Origin of the sequence: Actimicrobium sp. GrIS 1.19 (assembly GCF_035984655.1) — a bacterium.
Classification (GTDB): Bacteria; Pseudomonadota; Gammaproteobacteria; order Burkholderiales; family Burkholderiaceae_D; genus Actimicrobium.
The window spans coordinates 23,944-49,633 of sequence record NZ_JAXCHT010000024.1; the positions used below are offsets into that span (position 1 = coordinate 23,944).

The following is a 25,690-nucleotide window of genomic DNA, read 5'->3' on the forward strand; positions in this document are numbered from 1 at the left end:
AGCGTTCAGATTGAGTGTGGCGGTGTATCGGAACGGTACCCGATGCGAAAGCCACCCCAGTGTTTGCCATCGACCTGAATCGGCACTGACATGTCGTGCATGACCTCACCGGTGTCGCGCTTGTAGGTCTGCAGCAGAAATGCCGCCGTGCTGGAACCGCAGCGCTTGCCGGTGCGATCGGTGAAGATGCGCTTGGTGCGGTTGTTGATCAGATCCTGGTCATAGTTGCCAGTCAGCGGCTGCGAAAACTTCTTGTTGTGGGTCGGGAAGTAGCCATTGCTGTCGACGGCGCCGGCATAGGCCAGCTCCGGCATGGAGCGCAGCAGCGCTTCCTGGATCGCCGGAAAGGCGCGATCGGTCCAGGCGTCGAACCGGGTGGTGTGCTTGACCGGATTGGTGTTCGGAATCGGCACGTAGGTGCGATCGAACAGCGCATCGCGCTGAATCTGCCCGCTGGCAATCGCCTGCGACATCAAGGCGCCAATCGCACTGGCGGCCCGCTGGGCGGCCGCGCGGACCGGATCGTGACGGGTCGCGCCGTTGGCCCGGGACAGCGCATCAAACATGTTTTCGGCACGCTCGGACAATTGCATGGCCGATGCCGACGCCTGCGGCAACTGCGCATCGGTGCTCGCCATGCTGTTGCGGATGGCCAGAATCGACTGGCTCATCAATGCACTGGCATCGACCTGGTCGCGCGACGCCGCCGCGATTTCACGCGATTCGGATTCGGACGCGATGGCCGCGCGCTCGATGCGCGTAAGGTAGGCATTGACGTTGTCGACATTGCCGGCGGCATGCGACACCCGCGTACTGAGCGTGGTCATGCCGCCGGCGGCACGTTCGGCCTGTTCGTTAATGTCGCGCACCATCGCGCCGATTTCATTGGTCGCCGCATGGGTGCGTTGTGCCAGCTGCCTGACTTCGCCCGCAACCACGGCAAAGCCGCGGCCATGCTCGCCGGCGCGCGCCGCCTCGATGGCCGCATTCAACGCCAGCAGGTTGGTGCGTGACGCGATTTCATTGATCGCTTCGGTGATGCTGGAAATCTGACCGGCTTTCTTCTTGAGCACTCCCATCAGTTCGGAGGTCGCCTCGGCTTCGGTCTGGGCACGCTGGATTTCGGCCAGCACCGCGTCGATGGCGCCACGCGCACTGACACTTTCACCGCGCACTTCTCCCGCCACTGCCAGCGCCCGCTGGGCGTTGGCGGCGATTTGCGTGGTCACGCTGGCGCCGTTTTCGGCGCTCGCCAGAATGCCCTCGGCACTGACCACGTCAAGGTCGATTTTCTTCTTGATCGAATCGATGAAGAAGGCAGTTTCAGCTGCACCGATCATGACGAAATCAATTTCTTTGCCGACCCGCAGCGCAAACTGGTCGGCCGCATTGGCGCGACCGGCCAGCACCGACGCGACTGCTACCCCGATGGCCGCCGCCAGGCCGGCCAGCACCACGCTGCCCAGCGCCGTCAGGAACAGTGCATGCAGCAGCCACGCTGCCAGCGTGGCGACCAGCACGGCGGCGGGCAGGATCACGGCATACAGGCGTGTTCGGGTTGATAGGGTCATGGGGTCGGCTGTCCGGGTGGATGGTGGCGCGCAGGAGTGCGCTTAAAACTCTTCCCAGTCATCGTTCGATCCGCCTTTTTTGGGGATCGACGACCGGCCTGCGGGGGCGTCAACCGCGCCGGTGCGGCGGGTCGCTTGGGCGCCGTCGCCACGGCGGTACTGGCCGGTTTGTGCGGGCGTCGCACCGGAGTTGGCGCCGCCACTGGCGCGGCCCACTGGCTGCCCTCTTCCAGCTTGAAGACCGAGACGGCTTGCGACAGCGCCGATGCCTGTCCCTGCATGCTCTCGGCAGCCGCTGCAGCCTCTTCGACCAGCGCGGCATTTTGCTGCGTCATCTCATCCATCTGGGTGACGGCCTGATTGACTTCCGCGATACCGGCGCTTTGCTCCTGGCTGGCGGCAGTGATCTCGCTCATGATGTCGGCGACATGCTTGACCGAGGTGACGATCTCATGCATCGTTTTTCCGGCTTCGTCGACCAGCTTGCTGCCAGTGTCGACCTTATCGACCGAGTCGCCAATCAGGCCCTTGATCTCCTTGGCCGCACCGGCCGAGCGTTGCGCCAGATTGCGCACTTCCGCGGCAACCACCGCAAAGCCACGGCCCTGCTCGCCGGCGCGGGCCGCTTCGACCGCCGCGTTCAGGGCCAGGATATTGGTCTGGAAGGCAATGCCGTCAATGACGCCAATGATGTCGACGATCTTGCGCGAGCTCTCGGTAATCGAGCTCATGGTTTGCACCACCTGGTCGACCACGTTGCCGCCCTTGACCGCGAAATCCGACGCCGAGATCACCAGCTGGTTGGCCTGCCGCGCATTTTCGGCATTTTGGCGCACGGTCTCGGTCAGGACACTCATCGACGCCGCCGTCTCTTCCAGCGAGCTGGCTTGCGACTCGGTGCGCGACGACAGGTCGGAATTGCCCGAGGCGATTTCCTTGGAGGCTTCCATGATGGTGTCGGTGCCGTTGCGCACGTTGCCCACGATCGTCAACAGACTGCTGCTCATATCCTGCAATGCGGTCAGCAGATCGCTGATTTCGTCCTGGCCGACAATCGCGCCGGTGCGCGAATTGAGCTCGCCATCGGCGACCTTGCGGGCAATCCCGACGGCCTGTTGCAGGGGATCGGTGATGCTGTGGGTGATGATCCACGCCAGCACGATGCCGAGCGCCAGTGCAATCGCACCGCTAATGATCTGCAACATCAACAGCCGGTCGTCGGCGGTTACCGAGCCGACCATCACCCGTTGCGACGCAGCCTGCTGGACGTCGACCAGCTTGCTGATTTCAACCAGCGCTTTCTGGTTGAGCGGATCGATGCGCGTGGAAATGACCTTGATCGCGCCTTCGGCATTGAACGCGAGGGCCTGGCCGACCGCTTCCTTGAGCAGCGGCGCAATCTCATTTTCCGTCGCGGCAATCTCGGCCAGGATTTTTTTCTCCACGTCCGACAGCCCGAACGAGGACAGTTTGTCGCGCGCCTCGGCGTAGCGTTTCTGGGTGAGCTTGACGGCCTGCTCTTCCTTTTGCATCAACGCGACGTCCGATTGCAAGCCAATGTTGCGCATCGCAATGCCGCCTTCGAGCAGCGCGATCTTCATCGAAATGGCCAGCGCCGATTTGCCATCGGCAGCCGCGAGTCCGCTGCTCAGGGTCTTTTTGTTATTGGCGTTGAGTACGCCGCCCGCCACCAGCGCCAGTACCAGTATCAACAGAATGATGCCGAATCCCAAACCAAGCCGGGTCCCAATACGCAATCTACGCAAATTCATTGTCTTCCTCCGTGTACATTCAAACCTCTGACCGATGTCGTCGGGTGTTAGACGACCTGCGCCGACCCGAATGGTTTTAATTGTTATCGACGCAGCATCGCGACGTCTTCCCTTTGCAAATCCTGAACACTTTCCAGACGCAGCGGCGCAAGCGGTATCGCTGCCTCGACCGATGGGCCGTTACCCAAATTGAATACCGCCACCGCCTGCACTAGCGCCGCTGCCTGATCCTGCAGGCTCTCGGCCGCGGCTGCCGCCTGCTCCACCAACGCTGCGTTCTGCTGCGTCATTTCATCCATCTGCGCGATGGCCTGGTTGACCTCGCTGATGCCGGCACTCTGTTCCTGGCTGGCCGCCGTGATTTCACTCATGATGTCGGCCACCTGCTTGACCGACTGCACGATCTGCTGCATCGTCTTGCCGGCCTCGTCGACCAGCTTGCTGCCGTTGCCGACCTTGTCGACCGAGTCGCCGATCAGGCCCTTGATCTCCCGCGCCGCGCCGGCCGAGCGTTGTGCCAGATTGCGCACTTCCGCTGCCACCACCGCAAATCCCCGTCCCTGCTCGCCGGCCCGCGCCGCTTCCACCGCCGCGTTCAGCGCCAGGATGTTGGTCTGGAACGCAATCGCATCGATCACGCCGATGATGTCGACAATCTTGCGTGAACTGTCGGTGATCGATCCCATCGTCTGCACCACCTGCCCCACCACCTGCCCACCCTTGGTGGCAAAATCCGACGCCGAGATCACCAGCTGGTTGGCCTGGCGCGCATTCTCCGCGTTCTGCCGCACCGTCTCGGTCAACTCTTCCATCGACGACGCAGTCTGCTCCAGCGAGCTGGCCTGCGACTCGGTGCGCGACGACAAATCGGCATTGCCCGACGCGATCTCGCGCGACGCCACACCGATGGTTTCGGTGCCCTGCCGGACGTTGCTGACAATGGTCAGCAAACTGCCGCTCATTGCATGCAGCGCCGCCAGCAGATCGCCGATTTCATCCTTGCCGACAATCACCGCGTTGCCCGCATTCAGTTCGCCGTCGGCGACGCTGCGGGCGATATCGACCGCCTGCTTCAGCGGATCGGTAATGCTGCGGGTAATAACCCACGCCAGCGCAAGACCCAGGGTCAGCGCAATCGCGCCGCAGGCCACCTGCAACTGCAACAGCCTGCCGTCGGCCGCCACTGATCCGGCCACCACCTGATGCGAGGCGGCCTGTTGAATGTCGACCAGCTGATTGATGTCGACCAGCGCCTTTTGATTCAAGGGATCGATCTGGCTGGCGATCAGGGCGATGGCCGCCTCGCCGTTGAATGCCATGGCCTGCCGCACCGCCTGTTTCAGCAACGGCGTAATGGCCTGGTCAATCGCCACGATATTGTTGAGGAGCTTTTTTTCGGTCTCCGACAGGCCATACGCAAGCAATTTTTCGCGCGCCACGTCGGAGCGTTTTTGTTGCTGCCTGACCGCCTGCTCTTCCTTTTGCATCAGCGCGACATCGGATTGCAGGCCGATGTTGCGCATCGCGATGCCGCCTTCAAGCAGCGCATTTTTCATCGTGGCAGCGAGGTCGGCCTTGCCCTCTGCCTGTGCGAGTCCGGCCACCAGCGCGGATTTGTTATTGGCATTGAGCACGCCCACTGCCACCAGCGCCAACAGCAGAATCAACAGAATCACACCAAAGCCGAGACCGAGCCGGCTGCCGATTCTCAAGCGTCGCAAATTCATTTTTTCCCCTTCCTTTCACATGTCAGCATCGGCACTCCGGCCCGATTGCGGCCTCGGCGGGAAAACAGTCAAAGCGTCTCCCATTCGTCCGCTTCGCTGCGGCTCTGTGAAATTTTTCGGGCCGGATTTGCCGACACCTGCAGTTGGCGCCGCACCACAGGCGCGGGCGTCGGCGCGCGCAAGATCGGGGCCATCGTGAAGACCGCCACCGCTTGCGCCAGCACTGCCGCCTGTTCCTGCATGCTCTCTGCCGCGGCCGCGGCCTGCTCGACCAGTGCGGCGTTCTGCTGCGTCATTTCATCCATTTGCGCAATGGCCTGGTTGACTTCGCCGATGCCGCCGCTCTGTTCCTGACTGGCGGCGGTGATCTCGCTCATGATGTCGGCCACCTGCTTGACCGAGGTGACGATGTCCTGCATCGTCTTGCCGGCCTCGTCGACCAGTTTGCTGCCAGCACTGACCTTGTCGACCGAGTCACCGATCAACCCCTTGATTTCCCTGGCCGCGCCAGCCGAGCGTTGCGCCAGATTGCGCACTTCGGCGGCAACCACTGCGAAGCCACGCCCCTGCTCGCCGGCGCGGGCCGCCTCGACCGCTGCGTTCAGGGCCAGGATATTGGTCTGAAAGGCAATCGCATCAATCACGCCGATGATGTCGACAATCTTGCGCGAGCTTTCGGTGATTGAATTCATGGTCTCGACCACCTGGCCCACCACCGCACCACCCTTGACGGCAAAGCCGGAGGCCGACAGCACCAGTTGATTGGCGTGACGGGCGTGATCGGCATTCTGCCGGACCGTTTCGGTCAGCTCTTCCATCGACGATGCGGTTTCTTCCAGCGAGCTGGCCTGCGATTCGGTGCGCTGCGACAGGTCGGCATTGCCCGAGGCGATCTCACCCGAGGCGACGGTAATCACATCGGTGCCCTGCTTGATCTGGTTCACGGTGCTGATCAGGTTGAGCTGCATCGCGCGCAGCGAATTGATCAACTGTCCGGCTTCGTCATGGGACCCGGGCTCGATGGCGCTGGTCAGGTCGCCACCGGCAATGGTGTCGGCGATACTGCCGGCGCGCCGCAGCGGTCCGGTGATGCTGCGCGTGATCAGGAAGGCCACGAACGCGCCCAGCGCCAGTGTCAGCACACCAATGACGATCATGCCTAGCCGGGTAGCGCGGTAGTTTTCCTGTGCCGAGGCGGCGCTATGGCGCATGTCGGCTTGCTCGACGTCGGCCAATGCAGCCAGGCTGGTCAGCCATTTTTCGTGTTGCGGCGAGAAATCGGTTTTGAGCAGCGATGCGCCGTCAAAGTAATTGCCGGCGGCGACGAATTCACGGATCTTCGCAATGATCGGCAGGGTAGCGTTCTTTTGTTCGGTGACGGCGCCCAGAGCCGCCTTGTCGTCGGCGCCGGACGCCATTTTCCTGAGATTGTCTTCGCTGGCCGCGTACGTCAGCAGAATTTCGCCGACCCGCTTGTTTTCACGCTCGCCTTCGCTGGCGTCAGTCGGCGTGGCCACCTTGCGTAACGCCAGCGCCAACGACACCCCGGATTCGCGCATCGCCATGGCGCTGGTCAAACTGATCGACTTGGCATTGGCCATCACATCCGCCTGGGTCTGCAATTGGCTCATGCGCCACAGGCCCAGCAGGAGCAGTGCCGCAGCACAGAATAAAACCATGCCGAAACCCAACGCAAGTCGGGTGCCAATTTTCAAGTTTGAAATTCCCAGCATGACTACTTTCCTTATCGCCGTTTCAGCATGAGCGCGGTGATCACATGACCAACGCTAAAATTCTTCCCAACTGTCATCACCGTGCTTTGCAGTGGCCTTCTTGTTTGAAACAACCGTACTCACCGTCGCAACCGCGTGCAGCGCCAACTTCACCGGCGCCGTCGAGCGGCGCGGCAGCGCGACCACTGGCGCCGCCTGCATCCGGTCGCCCAGATTGAACACCGCCACCGCCTGCACCAGCGCCGCTGCCTGATCCTGCAGGCTCTCGGCCGCTGCCGCCGCCTGCTCCACCAACGCTGCGTTCTGCTGCGTCATCTCATCCATCTGCGCGATGGCCTGGTTGACCTCGCTGATGCCGGCGCTCTGCTCCTGGCTGGCCGCCGTGATTTCACTCATGATGTCGGCCACCTGCTTGACCGACTGCACGATCTGCTGCATCGTCTTGCCGGCCTCGTCGACCAGCTTGCTGCCGTTGCCGACCTTGTCGACCGAGTCGCCGATCAGGCCCTTGATCTCCCGCGCCGCGCCGGCCGAGCGTTGCGCCAGGTTGCGCACTTCCGCTGCCACCACCGCAAATCCCCGTCCCTGCTCGCCGGCCCGCGCCGCTTCCACCGCCGCGTTCAGCGCCAGGATGTTGGTCTGGAACGCAATCGCATCGATCACGCCGATGATGTCGACAATCTTGCGTGAACTGTCGGTGATCGATCCCATCGTCTGCACCACCTGCCCCACCACCTGCCCACCCTTGGTGGCAAAATCCGACGCCGAGATCACCAGCTGGTTGGCCTGGCGCGCATTCTCCGCGTTCTGCCGCACCGTCTCGGTCAACTCTTCCATCGACGACGCAGTCTGCTCCAGCGAGCTGGCCTGCGACTCGGTGCGCGACGACAAATCGGCATTGCCCGACGCGATCTCGCGCGACGCCACACCGATGGTTTCGGTGCCCTGCCGAACCTGCCCGACGGTCACGATCAAACTCGCATTCATCTCTTTCAGCGCCTGCAACAACTGACCCGTCTCGTTGTTTGACTCGACCTCGATGTCGTGCGTCAAATCGCCTGCAGCCACACTGCGCGCCAGCGCCACCGCCCGATCAAGCGGCAGGCAAATCGCCCGAATCAACCACCAGCCCATGATCAGCGCCAGCGTGACACCGCCCAGAATCGCCGCCACCGAGGCCGAACGCACGATGGTGTAGCGCGCCTGCCCGCTTTCGAATTCGGCTTTTGCGCCATCCAGCTGCAGCCCGATCAAGGCATCAAAATCAGCCTGCAACGGCGCATACGTCTGGCTCATCGCGCCCTGCAGGATTTCTGTCGCCATCTGCGTGTTCTGCGAACGCATCGCTTCCACCGCCGGCTTGAGTCCGTCTTCCACAAACTTCTTCTGATGCACCCCCAATTGCTCGGCCAGCTTCCGTTCCTGCGCCCCCAGCGGCAAGGCAAGGAACGTAGTCCAGGCTGTCGCGATGGACGCCGTGCGCTTGTCGACTTCACCCATCTTTGCCGTTACCGCACCGGGTTCGCCATTCAGCGATTCGGCCACATCCATCCGGTTGCGATCGATCTGGCGCACGATCTGATCCAGCTGCCCCACCGGCACCATGCGTGACACATACAAATTGCGCGCCGCCTCGTTGGCCATGCTTAAACTGGTCAGACTGACCACCCCGCAACCAACCAGCAACAACGCCAGCGAACCGATGACAACCACCAGCAACGACTTGATCGTGATATTCCTGAACATCTTTGTCTCCTGAGGCGTATCCGCGGCAATACCACTGCGCGTCAGATCGCCCTTTTGGTTTTATTGTTACGTCCGGGTCAATTGCCCGTGCTTCGTTCAGGCAGCGATTTTTTCGATCAGGCCCATTTCGCTTGATGACATCAGTTTGTCGATGTCGATCAGGATCAACATGCGTTCGTCGAGCGTGCCCAGGCCGATCAGGTAATCGGTGTTGAAGGCAGTGCCCATTTCCGGCGCCGGCTTGATCTGCTCGGCCAGCAAGGTGATCACATCCGACACGCTGTCGACCACCATCCCCATCACGCGACCGCTGATGTTGAGGATGATGACGACCGTGAACTGGTCATAGGTCGGCTCGCCCAGATTGAACTTGATGCGCATGTCGACGATCGGCACGATGATGCCGCGCAGATTGACGACGCCCTTGACGAATTCCGGTGCGTTGGCGATACGGGTGACCGCCTCGTAACCACGGATCTCCTGCACTTTCAGGATGTCGATGCCGTATTCTTCCTTGCCCAGTGTGAAGGCCAGAAATTCATTCCCTGCGATTTCGCCCGTCGATTTTGCGCCGAGGACCTGGGCGTTGACTTGTGCTGTAGTTGACATTGTGTTGTCCTTAGTAAGAAAGCATGGATTCGTCGGTAAGCTGACGGCTGGAACGTAATAATGCGGCGACATCCACGATCAACGACACGCCGCCATCGCCCAAGATGGTCGCGCCTGAAATGCCGGCCACCTTGCGGTAATTCGATTCAAGATTTTTGACTACCACCTGCTGTTGCCCGACCAGGTCATCGACAAACAATCCGGCCTTGCGCCCTTCGGATTCGAGAATCACGACGATGCCTTCGGACGGATCGGTAAAACGCGGCGCGATGCCGAACATCTCATGCAGCGGAATCAAGGGAAGGTATTCGCCGCGCACCTTGATGACCCGACCCTGGCCGCTGATTTCCTTGACGTCGATCGGACGCGGCTGCAATGACTCGACCACGTAACCCAGCGGCAGGATGTAGACCTCTTCGCCGACCTTGATTGACATGCCGTCGAGGATCGCCAGCGTCAGCGGCAGCGAGATCGAAATCGTGGTGCCGAATCCCTTGGCCGAGCGGATGTCGACCACGCCGCCCATCGCGGTGATGTTGCGCTTGACCACATCCATGCCGACGCCGCGTCCGGACACATCGGTGACCGTCTCGGCGGTGGAAAAACCAGGTGCGAAAATCAGTTGCCAGACCTCGCCATCGGTCATCGAATCGGACACCGTCAAGCCGTTTTGCGCGGCCTTCTCAAGGATGCGTGCGCGGTTCAGACCACCGCCATCATCACTGACCTCGATGACGATATTGCCACCCTGATGTCCGGCGGACAGCGACAGGCGGCCGGTTTCATTCTTGCCGCTGGCGGCGCGGGCTGCCGGCAATTCGATCCCGTGATCGATACTGTTGCGCACCAGGTGCGTGAGTGGATCGACAATGCGCTCGATGAGACCCTTGTCGAGTTCCGTGGCGGCGCCATGCGTGACGAAATCGACTTTCTTGCCAAGCTTGTTGGCCAGATCGCGCACCATTCGCGGGAAACGCGAGAACACATAATCCATCGGCATCATGCGGATCGACATCACCGATTCCTGCAGATCGCGGGTATTGCGGGTGAGCTGCGAAACACTGTTGAGCAGACGCTCGTGCAACATCGGATCGAGCGATTCGGTGCGCTGCTCGATCATCGCCTGCGTGATCACCAGCTCGCCCACCAGGTTGATCAGCTGATCGACTTTTTCGATGCTGACCCGGATCGAGGTTGATTCAGCGCTGGCCGCCTTATCGGTTTCACGACGTTGATGGGTGCGCTTGTCGGCTTCGCCGGTGCTGGACGAAACCGGCTGGACTTCCGTAATGGGCAGCAGATTCTGTTCCGCTTCGCTCTTTGGCTCGGCCGGTGCCGCACTCTGCGCCAGTGGCACGAACGGCGCGAAGAAGCCATAGCCCTGCTGGGTTTCCTGCGCCAGCAAGGCCGCCTCGTCGTCCGGCGCAGCGCTGTTGCCGCCGCTCGGTGTGAGATTGCCGAAGCGGCTGTCGACCGGCTCGAAAAAGCCGTAACCCGGATCCTCCGGCTGAGCGGCGCCGGCCAGCCCAAGCTCGGTAATCCGGATGGTCTCCGGCTCCAGGATGAACGAGCAGATTGCAATGATGTCGTCCGTTCCTTCATTGGTCGAGAGTACGAACAGGGTGCGCTGGTCGGGCAGCGGCGAGCGCACGATCGCGCCCAGCAGGCCCAGTTCGGAGGCGAGCGCGTCAATGTCGCGCGCGCCGGCGGCGGGCAGTTCGATGCGAAAGCGATGCCGATAGTCGACCGGCTCTGCACTGGTCACTGGCGCCAGCGCGGCCACTACCTCATGGCGCGGCACGATGCGCTCGGACAGCGACTGCAGCAGCATCTGGATATCGCCGACCGCTTCCTGATCTACCGGTGTACCGAGCCGATGCCCATCGAGCTGCATCTTCAAGATATCCTTGGCGACCAGGAAGGCTTCGACGTGTTCCGCCGTCAGCGCCATTTCACCCTTGCGAATATGGTCGAGCAGGGTTTCCAGCACGTGCGTGACCTGGGACAGGTCAGTGATGCCGAACGTCGATGCGCCACCCTTGATGGAATGGGCGGCACGGAAAATCGCATTCAGATCTTCCGGATCGGGATCGGCAACATTCACTGCCAGCAGCAGTTTTTCCATCTCGGACAGCAGCTCTTCAGTCTCCTCGAAGAACACCTGAAAAAACTGACTCATGTCGATAGTCATTGTAGAGCTCCGTTACTTCGCGCTTCATGGTCGGGTCTGCTCTGCACGCGCGCCAGACTGGCCCGGCAGAGAAAAATTACCGAGGTTAGCCGATCACTTTTTTTACGACCTCGGTCAGACGTTGCGGGTCGAACGGCTTGACCAGCCAGCCGTTGGCCCCTGCTGCGCGCCCCTTGGCTTTCATCTCGTCGCTCGCTTCGGTGGTGAGCATCAGAATCGGTACCCGTTGATAGCTCGCCAATGCACGCAGCGAGCGGATCAGCGTCAGCCCGTCCATGCGCGGCATGTTCTGATCGGTCAGCACCAGATCGAAGGTTTGCTCCTTGGCCTTGTCGAGTCCGTCCTGGCCATCGACCGCCTCGGTGACCAGATACCCTGCCGCCTTCAGACTGAACACCACCATTTGTCGAAGTGAACCCGAATCGTCCACTGCCAGTATCGATTTTGCCATTTGCGCTCCGCGTTGATGTTGTAGTGCTCTTTGATTCCGGGTACTGCGCCACGGCCGGGCCAGCGCCGTTGACGACTCAAAACAGTTCGATGTCGCCACTTTCCATATGAGTCTGACTGACCGCCTTGCGCAATGCGCCACCGAGTCGCGCGCTGCGTTCCTCCATGGCGTCATTGATCGCGGCGAGCAATTCGGTCAGATCGTCGATGGTGTTCTCGGGCTGAATCTTCGTCGCGGTGCTGCCCAGGACGTCAAGCACTTCGCGCATGCCATTGATACGACTCAAGGTGCGATTGATCAGCTGGCTGGTCATGTCCTGAAACTGCAGGCCGGTGACCGCAGCATTCACATGACGACCGATGTCGTGCTGAATGGCCTTGAGTTGCACTGCATGCTCTGGCGTCGGCGCGCCACCGGCCATGATCAGATCCACCGCCTCCTGCTGCGCGCCAACGGCGGCATGAATGGCCATGAAACTGGCGCCCAGTTTTTCAATCGCTTCGGCCAACAGCAAGGCGGTTTGCGCAAGATCGGTTTCGACTTCCGACAGATGGTCGCCACCCTGACCGGCGACACCGCCCAGCAGACGCTTCAGGAACAGCCCGACCTGATTATTTTGTGTCATGAAGCCATCCTCTTTCATTCGGTTCAATCGGTGTTCTGGACCATCAATGCGCAGCAGCCGCAGCCGGGGCCGCCACTGGCGCAACAACCGGCGCCGCTGTTGGCGGCTCTGTCTGGGCGGCGTCGGCGCTGCCTGTACTGACATCGACCGTGCGCGATCCTTCATTGGCGGCGGCGTCTTCAGCTTTCTTGTTCATGACAATTATGCTGATGCGGCGATTGATCGGATTGAACGGGTTTTCCTTGTCGTAGAGTACTGCGGAAGCCAACCCGACCACACGCAAAACCTTGGTTTCATTCATGCCACCCACTATCAGTTCCTTGCGCGATGCGTTGGCCCGGTCTGACGACAGCTCCCAATTGCTGTAGCCCTTGTCACCACTGGAATAGGCCGACGCGTCGGTGTGGCCGGACAGGCTGATCTTGTTCGGCACGTCATTGAGCGAACGGCCGATCTCACGCAGGATCTCCTTTGTGTAAGGTTGCAATTCGGCCTTGGCGGAAGCAAACATGGGCCGGTTTTGCTCGTCGATGATCTGGATGCGCAGGCCTTCACTGGTGATGTCGAGCAGCAGCTGATTCTTGAATTTGTTGAGGAGCGGATTCGATTCGATCACCGCTTCGATTTTTTCTTTCAGCGCCTTGAGTTGCCCGGCTTCGGCTTTTTCGAGCGCTTCCTTGGCGGCCTTGATGTTGTAGGTTTTCTTCGGCGCTACCGTTTCACCGCGCTTGACCTGTCCATCCTTGCGGGTCAGATCCTTGCCGCCGCCCTGGATCACGCTGGAGCTGTCGCCACTGCCCGAACCACCCTGCATGGCCACCGTCAACGGGGTCTGGAAATACTCGGCAATCCCCTGCAGATTTCCCTTGGCGGTCGAACCCATCAGCCACATCAGCAGGAAGAACGCCATCATTGCTGTCACGAAGTCGGCATAGGCGATTTTCCAGGCGCCACCGTGCGCGCCACCGCTGACTTTCTTGATGCGCTTGACAATGATGGGGCGGGTGCCTTCGTCAGCCATGATCGCTCTCTGTGCCTGGTTTCATGACTGGGTCCCGTTATTTCGACTTGGCCAGCTTGATGTGTTCTTCCAGTTCGCCAAAGGATGGCCGCTCTGTCGAGAACAGCACCTTGCGTCCGAACTCCACCGCAAGTGCCGGCGCGTAACCATTCAAACTCGCCAATAACGTCACTTTGATGCATTGATAGATCTTCGACGATTCATGCAGCTTCTGTTCCAGCAAGCCCGACAGCGGACCGACAAATCCATAGGCCAGCAGGATGCCGAGGAAGGTGCCGACCAGCGCGTGGGCGATCAGGATGCCCAGCTCGGCGGGTGGCAAGCCCACCGACTCCATGGTGTGCACCACGCCCATCACCGCGGCGACGATACCGAATGCCGGCAGGCCGTCGCCCAGCTTGGCAACGCAATGCACCGGCACTTCGCCTTCGGCATGATGGGTTTCAATTTCGTTATCCATCAGGTTTTCGATCTGGAAGGCATCCATGTTCCCGGACACCATCAGGCGCAAATAGTCAGTGATGAATTCGACCACGTGATGGTCATGCAGAATCGATGGATACTTGCTGAAGATAGCGCTGTCTTCCGGCTTCTCGACATCGCCCTCGATCGACATCAGGCCTTCCTTGCGCACCTTGGTCAGAATCTCGAACAGCAATGACATCAGATCCATGTAGAGGGCCTTGGTGAATTTCGAGCCCTTGAACAGGGTCGGAATCGACTTCAGCGTGGCCTTCATCGCCTTGCCGTTGTTTCCGACCAAAAATGCGCCGACGGCTGCGCCGCCGATCATCAACAGTTCCAGCGGCTGAAACAGCGCCGGCAAATGGCCACCCGCCAACGCAAAGCCGCCGAACACCGACAGCATCACAACGACATATCCAATGATCACTAACAAGCAGATACTCCGGTCAATACTGAGGGCACAAGCCGCTCAAGGGTTGGCAATTCACTGCTTGGCAGATCACCGTTTGCGCACCATCCGTGGCGAACGTTTTCCAAAGAAGTGGCCGCAATGTTGTCACCTGTACCAATGTAAAAAGCTTGAGATAATTCCCGTTAAGAATTTACCACAGGTAACTGTTTACGAGCACATAAATCCCGAGTGTAAGACTATTTTGCGCAACGAAAATGGTGTGTTAAGGGATTTTTCAGGAAGTGCTGTTGGCGCGAGACACCATTTGCCACACGTGCAACTGCCGGTCGTCACCGGCCAAGGGATGGGTCCGGTCGGCCGGATGTCCAGGGATCGGAAAGGCATAACTGATCAACAATGCACCCGGTCGCATCTCGGCACACGCCTTCGTCCAGAGTGCCGGCATGGCTGCTGGCGACAGGTAGGCGAAGACGACGTCAAAGGCCTCAAGATCGAGCTTCTGATAGTCACCGCAGAGAAAACGGGCAGTGCTGCCGGAGAGACTGCCGCGCAGGCGGCTGATCAGCCACGGCAATGGCGCCAGCTCGATGCCGGTGAACTGACAGTCGGCGCGGGTACGCGCGAGCTCAAGCACCAGGCCACCGATTCCGCTACCGATATCGACGCCCTGCAACGCGCGCCCGGGCGGCAACAGGGCGGCCACGGCGCGCCACACCCGTGCACCGGACAAGTACAGTGGCACCTGGGTGCGCCAGGTACTCCAGTACAGACTGGTCATGAGCAAAAACGCCAGCAGGAAGATCCAGGGAGGCAACGCCGCCGCTTGCAACAGGATGGCAGCCGGGGCGAACAGGAGCTGAATCAGCAACCACCACCACGCCAGTCGGCGCCAGCGCGACAACAACGCCGCCACGACGCCCTGGGCCAGGGCGGCTGCCAGCGCCGGCACGGACACGCCGCTGCGGGCCAGCCACACATGAATGATCGAAACGACAATGAATGCGGAAAGTTGCAGCGCCAGCGCCTTGAGTGCGGGCGTGCGTAAGAGGGAAGGCAGATGTGCGGGGAACAGTGACAAAACGACATCCAGAAGGAAAACCGGGTGAAATGACAGGATCGACCGCCACCACCCGTTTCAGGATCGGCAGCCGCGGACGGCCACCATCATGCCGTCTGATTCAGGCGGTGGCAACTGCCACCCGGGCCGCTTCCTTTGCCTTGCGTGTTTTTCCTGCGCGCGACGGCATGTGGCACAAACCGCAGACATAGCCGCCGTTCAGATCGAGCTGGTGCACGACAAAGTGGCCGCTGCATTGCTTGCAGATGGCGGTTCCCAGCATTTTGCTGTCGAAGAACCGCACCAGCGTCCAGGCCCGGGTCAGCGACAAGACCGGCTCCTCGCCTGCTTCGGGCCCCATCTGCTCCAGATACAGCTTGTAAGCCTTGACAACGGCCTCGATCCCGCTGATATGGGCGTGTTCCTGCAGAAATTTATAGATGTTAATGAACAGCGAGGAATGGACATTCGGCTGCCAGGTGATGAACCAGTCGGTCGAAAATGGCAGCATGCCTTTTGGCGGCGAGACGCCTTTGAGTTCCTTGTACAGGTTTAGCAGGCGCTCGCGGGACAGGCGGGTCTCCGACTCCAGCAACTGCAGCCGCGCTCCCAGATGGATCAATTCCATGGCCAACTGGATTTCCTGCGACTCTGTTACGACACTTTTCCTGGCCATGATGTCACTCCGACGATGTGCTTGTTACGGCGGCGGCTGCCGGCCGCGAATCAGGAAATTTCTTCGACGGCCTGGCTGGCCATCAGAATCGCAGCGTGCGATTGCGACAACGCGCGGTCTTTGTTGTAGTTGGTAAGCATCCCAAGGATCGCACCATCGTCGAAGCGGAAGCGTGCCAGCATCATGTTGGTGCCGGACAACTTGAGAATCTGGGCATTGTTCAAACCGTGGATCAGATCAGCGATTTCGCTGCTGATGCCAAGCCGGTAGATCGCGGTCGCCTTATCGGATCGAATCATTTGCTGTGCCAGCATCAGATAGCCCAGATTTGCATCGCGGATTTCAGCCATCATCACGTTCGTGTCCATTGTCGTGCCCCTCACCGTTTGACCTGCCAAGCGGTTTTGCTTGGCCAGTGAATGCATTTTGCTTGGGCGCAACCAAGCCGGGAATAGGCACTAGGAGGTATTTCTTGACGGTAATTGGGCGGCAATAGACGACGGTGTTTGTCTTACAAACACAACGCGTACAGGCAAACACATCGCATGTTGCGATGTGGAAAATGAGGACAGTCGTGGCTTTCGGGCACATTCCGCCTCAACCAAAAAATAATTGATTCAGGCGATAAAGCGCGGTTTTTAACCTTTTCAGGCCACTATTTCTTTACAGTTGCAGACCCTAAATCGGGCTATTTCCCGCAGATTGTTGCGTTGCCGCAACCCTGCTTCTTTATTAACGGCAGCCGAAACGGGAACTTTAGGGTTTATTCAAAATAAATTTGAATTGATTTCGACAGCCTTCCCCGCTTCTTGCACAGGTAACGGCCAGCGAATCGGGAACTTTAGGGTTGCGAGAAGAAATATTTTCGAATCGGTCGCGATGCCGGCGCCGGCATGCGGGACCTGCAGGCAGAGACGCGCCAACCCGGCAACCTGCGCCACCCGAGCGGGATGGCGCAGAGTGCCGGGCCGGGCTTAGTTGGTGTAGTCCTTGGGTGCCCTGCGCTCGTGCATGTCGACGCAGAACGGCAGCGATGCGTATTCGGTCTTGTCGCATTGATGGGCTTCGCAGATGCCACGACTGATGAAGTTGGGGCGGTCTGCACACATCTGCTGCGGCGTCTTGCGTTCAACGACAGCCGCTTTCGCCTGGCGCGCCAATTCAGCCTGCCGCGCACGCGCATCTGCTTCGCGGCCACGCTCGGCCTCATCCGCCTTGGCCCGCAGTTCCTCATCCGACTTGCGCTGGGTATCGAGCTCAACCTTGCGGCGCGCCTCGGCCTCACGGCGGGCTTTGAGCCGGTCGGCCCGAAGCGCCTGCGCCGCCAGTTGTGCTGCAGCAGTGATCGGCACCGTCGCGGCAGGCTCCGGAGTACTTGGCAATGGCAATTCGGTAATCACGGGCGCACCAGGAGCAATTACCGGTGGCGCGGCGACCACGGCAACCGGCGCTGGCGCCGGCTGCACCGTCGCTACATGGCCCGGCCGGTTGGTCCACCAGCCGGCCACGGCGACGATCAGCACCAGCACGACCGCGCCGATCAACAACGTTGGCGGCTTGCGCGATGCCGGTTGCAGCTTGCGCATCGGGGCTGGTCGTGTGGCATCGGACGTGTCGATCGACTTCGGGGTTGCGCCGGCCGCCATCGCTGGCTTCTGGCGCACCGCAACTTGGGGGACCGATGACACCGGCTCAGAGGCCGCAACGTTCGCCTCCGCCGGGCCGGTTCCCGGCAGCGGCAACCTGAACGCACACTTCGCACAAAATTTGGCAGTTTCTGAATTCGCCGCGCCGCAGTGACCACACTTCAAGGGCATCTCCTTCGTTTATCCGGTTTCCGTACATGCGGTCACCGTCTTGCGTGGGATCGAACATGTTCACAGTGCGAGGATTATGCCTGTTGCATGCGGCAAATCCAACCGCTACCATCAGAAGCCGGGGCGGAAGCCTGCAAAGCGATGTCAACCATACCTGAATCGATCGGAAATCGCATTATGCCCAGCACAATTGTGCATCACACGATCAGCATCATTACGCTCGACGCTGGCGAGGTCATGCTGGACCATTGTCAGGACGGCGATATCGCGCTGGTGCAGCAGGACGACGGCTGGTGGGTCAATTTCATTGGCGAAGATGGCGCCGTCGATGGGTATGAGACGCCGTTCGACAGTTACAACAAGGCACTCGGGACTGCCAAGGCAGCGGCTGAATTTGCCGCCGAATAGGTTCAGTCGACCAGGAACAGTTGTTGCAGATCGTTCAGGAAGCGCTGCCCCAGCAGCGTGGGCCGGATCAATTTGTGGTCGCGATACAGCAACCCCTTTGCCTCCGCCGCATTGAGCGCTGCCTCGATCGCATTCAATCCCAACCCGGTCCGCTCGGAGAACAGGTTGGGTTCGAAGCCCGCCGTCAGCCGCAACGTGTTGAGCATGAATTCGAAGCCCAGATCCGAACGGCCAATCTCGACCTCCTCTTCGATCGCATGGCCGGCTGCCATCTGTTGCATGTACGCCTTGGGTTGCTTGAAGCGCGCCTGCCGCACGATCCGGTGCGGGAACGACAGCTTCGAATGCGCCCCTGCGCCGATGCCGAGATAGTCGCCAAACTGCCAGTAATTCAGATTGTGGCGGGCTTGCCGGCCCGGCTGCGCGTACGCCGATATCTCATAGTGCTGGTAGCCGGCCGCCGTGGTGGCGTCGCTGATCATGTCCTGCATCTCGGCGCTGAGGTCATCGTCCGGCACGCTCGGCGGAAACTTGGCAAAGTAGGTGTTCGGCTCCATCGTCAGGTGATACAGCGACAGATGCGGCGGCGCGAAGGCCAGTGCGGTGCGGATGTCCTCGGTTGCCTGCGCCATGGTCTGCGATGGCAGCGCGTACATCAGATCCAGATTGAAGTTATCAAATGTCGCATGCGCAATCTCGACCGCGCGGCGCGCCTCGTCATCATTGTGAATCCGCCCCAGCGCACGCAGGTGCTGTGCATTGAAGCTCTGGATCCCGATCGACAGCCGATTGATGCCACTGGCCCGATAGGAACGGAATTTCTCGACTTCGAAGGTGCCCGGATTGGCTTCCATGGTGATTTCCGCCGCGCCGTCGAGCGGCAACAGCGTGCGCACATCCGACATCAGGCGATCCAGACCGGCGGCAGACATCAGGCTGGGCGTGCCGCCGCCGATGAAAATCGTATAGATCTTGCGTCCCCAGATCAGCGGCAGCGCGCTCTCGAGGTCGGCGCGCAAGGCGTCGAGGTATTCCTCTTCCGGAAAACCACCCTGCGCTTCATGCGAATTGAAGTCGCAGTACGGGCACTTCTTCACGCACCACGGAAAGTGGATGTACAGAGCCAGCGGCGGCAGCGCGGACAAATTGATGATGCCCGGCTTGAGGTAGGCATTGGCGGCCGTTGCGGCATCGGCACGCGCAATCACAGGTCGGCTGTCACGCACGGGAATGATCGGGATCATCGCAATTTTTCAATCAGCGCACGCAGGGCCTGGCCGCGATGCGACAGCGCGTTTTTTTCGGCCGCGGACAGTTCGGCTGCGGTGCGCTGCAAGCCATCGACCATGAAATACGGGTCGTAGCCAAAGCCGCCGGCGCCGCGCGGGTCCGACACGATGACGCCATCCCAGCGGCCGTCGGCGATCACCGGTTGCGGATCGTCAGCATGCCGCACGTACACCAGCACGCAATAGTAATAGGCGCTCCGGTCGGCCTGATCGGCCAGGTCGGCGATCAGCTTGTCGCAATTGCGCGCATCCGATTTCGGTTCGCCGGCATAGCGCGCCGATTGCACGCCGGGCCGCCCCCCGAGCGCATTGACACACACACCCGAATCGTCGGCCAGCGCCGGCAAGCCGGTCAGGCGCGCCGCGTGGCGGGCTTTTTCCAGCGCATTTTCAACGAAGGTCAGATGTGGCTCGTCGGCTTCCGGCACAGCGAACTCGGCCTGGGACAGCACCTCCATGCCGATGGTGGCGAACAGCGCGCCGAACTCCTTGAGCTTGCCCGGGTTGTTCGATGCCAGTACCAGCTTGTTTTGTGCAGCGTGCATGACTACAGTCCGAGTTCGCGTTTCTGCAGAACGATCAGGTCGCGAATGCCGCCATCGGCCAGGTCAAGCAGCCGGTTCATCGTGGCACGGTCAAATGCAGCGCCTTCCGCGGTGCCCTGCACTTCGACAAAGTGACCGGCGTCGGTCATCACCACGTTCATGTCGGTGTCGCAGTTGGCGTCTTCGTCGTAGTCCAGGTCCAGCACCGGCATGCCCTGATATACGCCAACCGAAATCGCAGCGACGAAATGCTTCAGCGGCACCGCCTCCAGTTTGCCGGCGGTTACCAGCTTCGAAAATGCGTCGTAGGCGGCGACCATCGCACCGGTAATGGCTGCGGTGCGGGTGCCGCCATCGGCCTGAATCACGTCGCAATCGAGTTGCAGGGTGCGCTCGCCGAAACCCGACAGATCGAATGCGGCGCGCAACGAACGGCCAATCAGCCGCTGGATTTCCTGGGTGCGGCCGGATTGCTTGCCGCGCGCCGCTTCACGGTCCATGCGGGTGTGCGTCGAGCGCGGCAGCATGCCGTATTCGGCGGTCATCCAGCCCTGCCCTTTGCCCTTCAGGAAGCCCGGCACCTTGTCTTCGATACTGGCGGTGCAAATCACCTTGGTGTGACCGAATTCGATCAGTACCGAACCTTCGGCATGTTTGGTGTAATGACGGGTAAGGCGTACGGCACGCAGTGCATCAGCGGCGCGGCCGCTGGGACGGGATTGAAACGACATGGAGTTTAGTTCCTGGAAGTGATACGGGAGGATTTTTCGATGGCGCCGCGAATTTCTTCGATCGCCTTTTCGATTTCATTTTCATCAAAGCTGTCGCCAGGCTCCAGATCGGCCGCGCGCGGCGACTGGATCGTGGTGGTGATGGTGCCGACCGGCAGCACGTTGGTCGTGATGGTGTTGGGATCGGTGACGCTGCTGCCGCTTTCCCACATCATCGCCAGCGCAGTGACGTTGTCGCCATGCTTGCCGCCGATCCCGGTGGCGGTACTGATCAGCTCGGGCACCGCGCGCACGATGGTGTTGTTCTGCAAGCGCTGCGCCAGCACATGATCGGGCAGCACGCCCCACAAGCCGTCCGAGCACAACAACATCACGTCGCCCGCCTGCAGGCTGGCACGGCGCGAGATTTCGACGATCGGCATGTTGGGCGCACCGAGACAATTGAACAGCTTGTTGCGATCCGGGTGCGTGGCGCGCTCGGATGGATCGGCGCGTCCCTGTGCAATCAGTGTTTCGATGCGCGAATGGTCGCGCGTGCGCGCCAGGATCTGGCCATCGCGCAGCCAGTACAGGCGCGAGTCGCCGCAATGCGCCCAGAACGCGGTGTTGTGCTGGATCAGGCAGGCGACGATGGTGGTGCGCGGCGTCTCGGGCAAATTATTGATCGCGCGGTAGCGGTGGATTTCGCGGTGCGCGGCAAAAAAACTGTCCTCAAGAAAGCGCTCCGGCTTCTTCACATACGGATTCGCGCTTTGCTGAAACAGTGCACCCACCGTCTGCATCGCGATGGTGGCCGCGACTTCGCCCTGCAAGTGACCGCCCATGCCATCGGCCAGCAGCAGCAGCAGCGCGTCGCGCGTGAAGCTGTAGCCCATCCGGTCCTGATTGGTCTTGCGGCCGCCAATATGGCTTTCCTGGTAAACAGAGAATCGCATGAGTAGGTTGTGACATCCATGGTGAAACAATAAACGCAAACGCCGTCACGGCGACCAGTCAGGGCACGTTATCCTGAATGGTCGAGGCGCCAAACTTGTCCTTCTTGCCCTTGCCGCTGAAAATGCCGGCGACCTTGTGCATCGCATCGACCAGGGCATCGGTGACCTTCTTTTCCGGCACCGGTTCCAGCAACGCCTTCTGCAGCGCAAACACGCTCTGCGGCCGCTCCAGCGGATCGATCATCAGACTCCAGCGGATTACCTGAATCAATTCCGGCGAGTAGATGCCTTCCAGCTTGCGCAAATGACCTTCCATCTTGTCGTTGATCTTGCGCTGGTCGGCAGGCTGCGGCGGCGCGCCGACCATGCAGGCGAAGATCGATGCACCAATGCTGTAGATGTCGGTCCACGGCCCCAGGTTGCCATTCTTCGAATACAGCTCCGGCGGAGCAAAGCCGGGCGTGTACATCGGATACAGCTTCGGCAGATCGGCTTTCAATGTCTGTCGCGCCGCACCGAAGTCGAGCAGGATCGGCGTGCCGTCCACGCGCAAATAAATATTGGCCGGTTTCAGATCCAGATGCAGCAATTTGTTGGTGTGGACTTCGCGCAGGCCGTTCATGACCTGGCTGAACATCTTGCGAATGAAGCGCTCCGACACCAGCGGCTTTTCGCCCTTGTCGCGGCGGCGCAGGATGTGATCCTGCAGCGAGCGGCCGGACTCGTACGCCATTACCATGTAGACCGTATCGTTGGCGCGAAAAAAATTGACCACGCTGACCACGTTCGGATGCGAGATGCGCGCCAGCGCCCGTCCCTCTTCGAAAAAACACTTGAGGCCAATACGGAAGATAGGCAGGTTTTCCGGTGAAATCGCCGGCACCAGTTCGCCCGGTTCGCGCAGTGCCAGCGAGCTTGGCAGATATTCCTTGATCGCCACCGCATTGCCATCTTCGTCATAGGCCAGATAGACAATACTGAACCCGCCCGAGGCGATTTTCTTTACAATACGATAGCCGGAAATTTCAAGTCCGTCTGGCAGGGGTGCATTATTTTGTGCTGCCATGATTTCCTAATGCAGAGTGGGAAGCGGCGGCGCCATGTGCGCCAGATCAGCTTGTCAAAAATGCATGGCGACGATCCGCGCGCAACGCCATTTTGCTTGGATTGTGTGGATAAATCCCAGATTTGTAAAGAACAACCGAGGACGCAATTTTGACAATCAGCAGTATGACCGGTTACGCCGTGGTCACCCGGGAAAGCTCGGGCGGCACCCTGACAATCGAGATCAAAAGCGTTAACTCGCGCTTCCTCGACCTGCAATTTCGCATCAACGACGATCTGCGTGCACTCGAACCGATGCTGCGCGAAGCGATCGTCGCCCGCATCACGCGCGGCAAGGTCGAATGCCGCATCAGCTTCGGCCGCAAGGCCGCCAGCGGCGACACCCAGCGCGTCAACACCACGCTGCTCAAGTCGCTGGCCATGCTGCAGGCCGAGGTACGCGCGCAATTCTCAGCCGCAGCGCCGCTGACAGTGCATGAGCTGCTGCGCTGGCCCGGTGTCATCGAGGACGCCGAACTCGCCGAAGACAGCCTGCAGGCCGACGCGGCACTGGCCATCGCACAGGCACTGAATGCATTCGTCGAATCGCGCGAACGCGAAGGCGCTGCCCTGGCCGCGACGCTGATTACCCGCATCGACAGCATGGAAGCCATCGTGGTGCGCATCACGCCGCTGATCCCGCAGATGATCGCGCAATTCCAGCAGAAGTCGATCGACCGCCTCGAAGAAGCACTCGGACTGGCACTACAGAAACCAACCGGCGCGACCCCCACGTTGTCGCGCGACGAAGTGCTGGAACGGATTCGCCAGGAAGTGACCATGTATGGCATCCGCATCGACGTCGCCGAAGAATTGTCGCGCCTGACCGCCCACCTGGACGAAACCCGGCACATCCTCAAGAAAGGTGGTCAGGTTGGCAAGCGCCTCGACTTCATGATGCAGGAGCTCAATCGCGAAGCCAACACGGTCGGCTCCAAGGCCGCGCTGAAGGAACTGGCCGATGCATCGATGGAATTGAAACTGCTGATCGATCAGATGCGCGAGCAGGTGCAAAACCTCGAATGACGCCGGCTAGCGTCATCCACGGCGCATTAGTGCGCCGTCGTAGCGGCGCGCTGCCGAAACAACAGAATGCCGGCCAGGATGAACGCGAACAGTGCCGCTGAAGCGGTATACCGGCTCAACGCCAGCCCGCCAGCGCTGACAGGTTTATCCAGAAAATCGCCGACCACGGCACCGAGTGGACGGGTCAGAATGAATGCCGCCCAAAACAATGCCGTGCGGGAGATCCTGGTACAGCAGTAGCCGGCGACGACCAGCGCCAGCATGGCGCCGAACACCAGCGCTGCGCCGGTGTAGCCAAGGCCGGCGGTGTCAGCAGTCCAGTCGCCCAGCGCCGTCCCCAGCGTCTGGGAAAACATGATGGTCACCCAATAGAACATTTCCGCTCGCGACGTGCTGATCGTGCTGACCGAGACCGAACCGAGCAGGCGGTGCCACAGGAACAGCGAACCCATCAGTAACGTCAGCAGGACGATGGAGCCGCCCGCATAGCCAATCCCCAGCGAGCGGTCGGCAAAATCCGCCAATGTCGTGCCTACCGTCGTGGTCGCAATAATGGTGGCCCAGTACAGGATCGGGTGAAACAACTTGGCCTTGATCTGCGCCGTGACTGCCGCAAGGAAGATGACCATGAAAATCGCCGTGCTGATCAGATACCCCAGATTCATTGACATCGAAACCGCATCGCCCCCCGTTTCGCCCAACGTGGTGGCCGCGATCTTGATGATCCAGAAAATCAGGGTGACCTCCGGGACCTTGCTCAAGCTCGTTTGCGCTGCTGTGGACATAAGGAATCCGCCTTTGATAATAGTGTGCAGTTCTCGGCGGCCGGAGGCCGCGAAAGACCCAATCTTACGGGTACCGACATCGAGTGACGATCTACTGTAAGGTAATCCCTTGACGCACCGACTGACCGAGACGACCCTGTGACCACTGCGGCACAGTTGATCACTCACGTTAAAAATCCGAAACAGGAGGCACTATGCAATCCATCCAGCTTAACAGGCTCTCGCTGCGCAGCACCGCACTCACCATCGCGTTGACCGCTCTGCTCCTTGGTGCCAGCGCCGGTTGCACGGCTGCGGGCGAGGAGTACCGCGCGATTGCCGCATACAGCGGCAAGGTCACCGAACCTGCCACGGCAACAGAGGCCGTTGCCGTCTTTGCCGGAGGTTGCTTCTGGGGCGTGCAAGGCGTGTTCCAGCATGTACGCGGCGTCACCAACGCGGTGTCGGGCTATGCCGGCGGCGATAGCGCGACGGCCAAGTATGAGGACGTCGGCACGGGTTCGACCGGCCATGCCGAAGCCGTTCGCGTTACGTATGATCCGCACAAGGTCAGTTATGCGCAGCTGCTGCATATCTACTTTTCAGTCGCGCATGATCCGACCCAGCTCAATCGACAGGGGCCGGATTCCGGCACGCAGTACCGCTCTGCGATTTTCTCGCTCGACGCAGCGCAGGCCCGCGTGGCCGGCGACTACATTGCGCAACTGAACCAGTCGCATGTGTTCGGCGCACCGATCGCGACAAGGATCGAGCCGGGCCGTCAATTCTTCCCGGCCGAGGCATACCACCAGGATTTCCTGACGCAACATCCGACCCATCCGTACATCGTGATCAATGACTTGCCCAAGGTCGCCGCGTTGAAAAAACTGTTCCCGGCCGACTTTCGCGCTGATCCGGCGCTGGTGGCCACAGCGCACCGCTAACAGTGCCGGCTTGCCCCGCCGGTGCGCATGAACCGGCGCGCATGCCAGACACCGCGAGGTCGGTGCCAGCC

At 60.6% G+C, this 25,690-nt stretch carries 24 protein-coding genes and 1 pseudogene; 3 read left to right on the forward strand and 22 right to left on the reverse strand.

The genetic code is table 11. From position 1 onward, the window contains the following. Positions 1–5 precede the first annotated feature (5 nt). The 16 genes and pseudogenes from RCH09_RS15675 to RCH09_RS19735 form a co-directional block, all read right to left on the reverse strand. The gene (locus tag RCH09_RS15675; protein WP_326942067.1) at positions 6–1,571 is read right to left on the reverse strand and encodes a methyl-accepting chemotaxis protein; all 1,566 of its coding nucleotides are present in this window, start codon (positions 1,569–1,571) and stop codon (positions 6–8) included. Then, entirely contained in the window at positions 1,568–3,343 is a 1,776-nt protein-coding gene (locus RCH09_RS15680; protein ID WP_326942068.1) for a methyl-accepting chemotaxis protein, read from the reverse strand. The genes RCH09_RS15675 and RCH09_RS15680 overlap by 4 nt, the downstream gene beginning before the upstream one ends. Positions 3,344–3,426: 83 nt before the next feature. After that, a complete protein-coding gene (locus RCH09_RS15685) occupies positions 3,427–5,070 on the reverse strand; it encodes a methyl-accepting chemotaxis protein (protein ID WP_326942069.1) in 1,644 nt (547 codons plus the stop codon). A 68-nt stretch (positions 5,071–5,138) separates the two neighbouring features. Beyond that, entirely contained in the window at positions 5,139–6,803 is a 1,665-nt protein-coding gene (locus RCH09_RS15690; protein WP_326942070.1) for a methyl-accepting chemotaxis protein, read from the reverse strand. Positions 6,804–6,857: 54 nt separating this feature from the next. After that, a complete protein-coding gene (locus tag RCH09_RS15695) occupies positions 6,858–8,549 on the reverse strand; it encodes a methyl-accepting chemotaxis protein (protein ID WP_326942071.1) in 1,692 nt (563 codons plus the stop codon). Positions 8,550–8,645: 96 nt separating this feature from the next. Then, positions 8,646–9,158, reverse strand: coding sequence for a chemotaxis protein CheW (locus tag RCH09_RS15700; protein WP_326942072.1), 513 nt, complete (start codon positions 9,156–9,158; stop codon positions 8,646–8,648). Between the two features lie 10 nt (positions 9,159–9,168). Further along, positions 9,169–11,349: a chemotaxis protein CheA gene (cheA, locus tag RCH09_RS15705; protein WP_326942074.1), complete on the reverse strand. Its 2,181-nt coding sequence runs from the start codon at positions 11,347–11,349 to the stop codon at positions 9,169–9,171. 85 nt (positions 11,350–11,434) lie between these two features. Next, positions 11,435–11,800 carry a response regulator gene (locus RCH09_RS15710; protein WP_326942075.1) on the reverse strand — a complete coding sequence of 122 codons (366 nt, stop codon included), beginning with the start codon at positions 11,798–11,800 and terminating at the stop codon, positions 11,435–11,437. 76 nt (positions 11,801–11,876) lie between these two features. Continuing rightward, positions 11,877–12,425, reverse strand: a complete 549-nt coding sequence (locus tag RCH09_RS15715) for a chemotaxis protein (RefSeq protein WP_326942076.1) — start codon at positions 12,423–12,425, stop codon at positions 11,877–11,879. A 43-nt stretch (positions 12,426–12,468) separates the two neighbouring features. Continuing rightward, positions 12,469–13,446 carry a flagellar motor protein MotB gene (gene motB, locus RCH09_RS15720; RefSeq protein WP_326942077.1) on the reverse strand — a complete coding sequence of 326 codons (978 nt, stop codon included), beginning with the start codon at positions 13,444–13,446 and terminating at the stop codon, positions 12,469–12,471. A gap of 37 nt (positions 13,447–13,483) precedes the next feature. Next, on the reverse strand, positions 13,484–14,344 hold the full coding sequence (gene motA / locus RCH09_RS15725; protein WP_326942078.1) for a flagellar motor stator protein MotA: 861 nt from the start codon (positions 14,342–14,344) through the stop codon (positions 13,484–13,486). A 253-nt stretch (positions 14,345–14,597) separates the two neighbouring features. Beyond that, a complete protein-coding gene (locus tag RCH09_RS15730; RefSeq protein ID WP_326942079.1) occupies positions 14,598–15,401 on the reverse strand; it encodes a class I SAM-dependent methyltransferase in 804 nt (267 codons plus the stop codon). Between the two features lie 100 nt (positions 15,402–15,501). Further along, positions 15,502–16,056 (reverse strand): flagellar transcriptional regulator FlhC, encoded by a 555-nt coding sequence (flhC, locus tag RCH09_RS15735; RefSeq protein WP_326942080.1) that lies wholly within the window; start codon positions 16,054–16,056, stop codon positions 15,502–15,504. 50 nt (positions 16,057–16,106) lie between these two features. Further along, entirely contained in the window at positions 16,107–16,424 is a 318-nt protein-coding gene (gene flhD / locus RCH09_RS15740) for a flagellar transcriptional regulator FlhD (protein ID WP_326942081.1), read from the reverse strand. Positions 16,425–17,030: 606 nt separating this feature from the next. Beyond that, positions 17,031–17,744: a hypothetical protein gene (locus tag RCH09_RS15745; protein WP_326942082.1), complete on the reverse strand. Its 714-nt coding sequence runs from the start codon at positions 17,742–17,744 to the stop codon at positions 17,031–17,033. 60 nt (positions 17,745–17,804) lie between these two features. After that, positions 17,805–17,873, reverse strand: a pseudogene (locus tag RCH09_RS19735) (zinc-ribbon domain-containing protein); the annotation flags it as partial. Between the two features lie 177 nt (positions 17,874–18,050). On the opposite strand from RCH09_RS19735, the gene RCH09_RS15750 reads away from it, so the two are divergent. Continuing rightward, positions 18,051–18,281, forward strand: coding sequence for a hypothetical protein (locus RCH09_RS15750; RefSeq protein ID WP_326942083.1), 231 nt, complete (start codon positions 18,051–18,053; stop codon positions 18,279–18,281). A gap of 2 nt (positions 18,282–18,283) precedes the next feature. On the opposite strand, the gene hemW is transcribed toward RCH09_RS15750, so the two are convergent. The 5 genes from hemW to RCH09_RS15775 are packed head-to-tail and all read right to left on the reverse strand — an operon-like array spanning position 18,284 to position 22,847. Beyond that, complete coding sequence (gene hemW / locus RCH09_RS15755; protein ID WP_326942084.1) at positions 18,284–19,525, reverse strand: radical SAM family heme chaperone HemW; 1,242 nt, start codon at positions 19,523–19,525, stop codon at positions 18,284–18,286. Next, a complete protein-coding gene (rdgB, locus tag RCH09_RS15760) occupies positions 19,522–20,115 on the reverse strand; it encodes an RdgB/HAM1 family non-canonical purine NTP pyrophosphatase (protein ID WP_326942085.1) in 594 nt (197 codons plus the stop codon). The genes hemW and rdgB overlap by 4 nt, the downstream gene beginning before the upstream one ends. A gap of 2 nt (positions 20,116–20,117) precedes the next feature. Further along, positions 20,118–20,846 (reverse strand): ribonuclease PH, encoded by a 729-nt coding sequence (rph, locus tag RCH09_RS15765; protein ID WP_326942086.1) that lies wholly within the window; start codon positions 20,844–20,846, stop codon positions 20,118–20,120. 5 nt (positions 20,847–20,851) lie between these two features. Beyond that, a complete protein-coding gene (locus RCH09_RS15770; protein WP_326942087.1) occupies positions 20,852–21,781 on the reverse strand; it encodes a PP2C family protein-serine/threonine phosphatase in 930 nt (309 codons plus the stop codon). Positions 21,782–21,839: 58 nt separating this feature from the next. Further along, positions 21,840–22,847, reverse strand: a complete 1,008-nt coding sequence (locus RCH09_RS15775; RefSeq protein WP_326942088.1) for a serine/threonine protein kinase — start codon at positions 22,845–22,847, stop codon at positions 21,840–21,842. 164 nt (positions 22,848–23,011) lie between these two features. Between RCH09_RS15775 and RCH09_RS15780 the strand changes: the two genes are divergently transcribed. Further along, positions 23,012–23,911: a YicC/YloC family endoribonuclease gene (locus RCH09_RS15780; protein WP_326942099.1), complete on the forward strand. Its 900-nt coding sequence runs from the start codon at positions 23,012–23,014 to the stop codon at positions 23,909–23,911. A 26-nt stretch (positions 23,912–23,937) separates the two neighbouring features. Here RCH09_RS15780 and RCH09_RS15785 read toward each other — a convergent pair whose 3' ends face one another. Beyond that, a complete protein-coding gene (locus RCH09_RS15785) occupies positions 23,938–24,696 on the reverse strand; it encodes a COG4705 family protein (RefSeq protein WP_326942089.1) in 759 nt (252 codons plus the stop codon). Between the two features lie 194 nt (positions 24,697–24,890). On the opposite strand from RCH09_RS15785, the gene msrA reads away from it, so the two are divergent. Continuing rightward, complete coding sequence (gene msrA / locus RCH09_RS15790; RefSeq protein ID WP_326942090.1) at positions 24,891–25,619, forward strand: peptide-methionine (S)-S-oxide reductase MsrA; 729 nt, start codon at positions 24,891–24,893, stop codon at positions 25,617–25,619. Positions 25,620–25,690 lie beyond the last annotated feature (71 nt).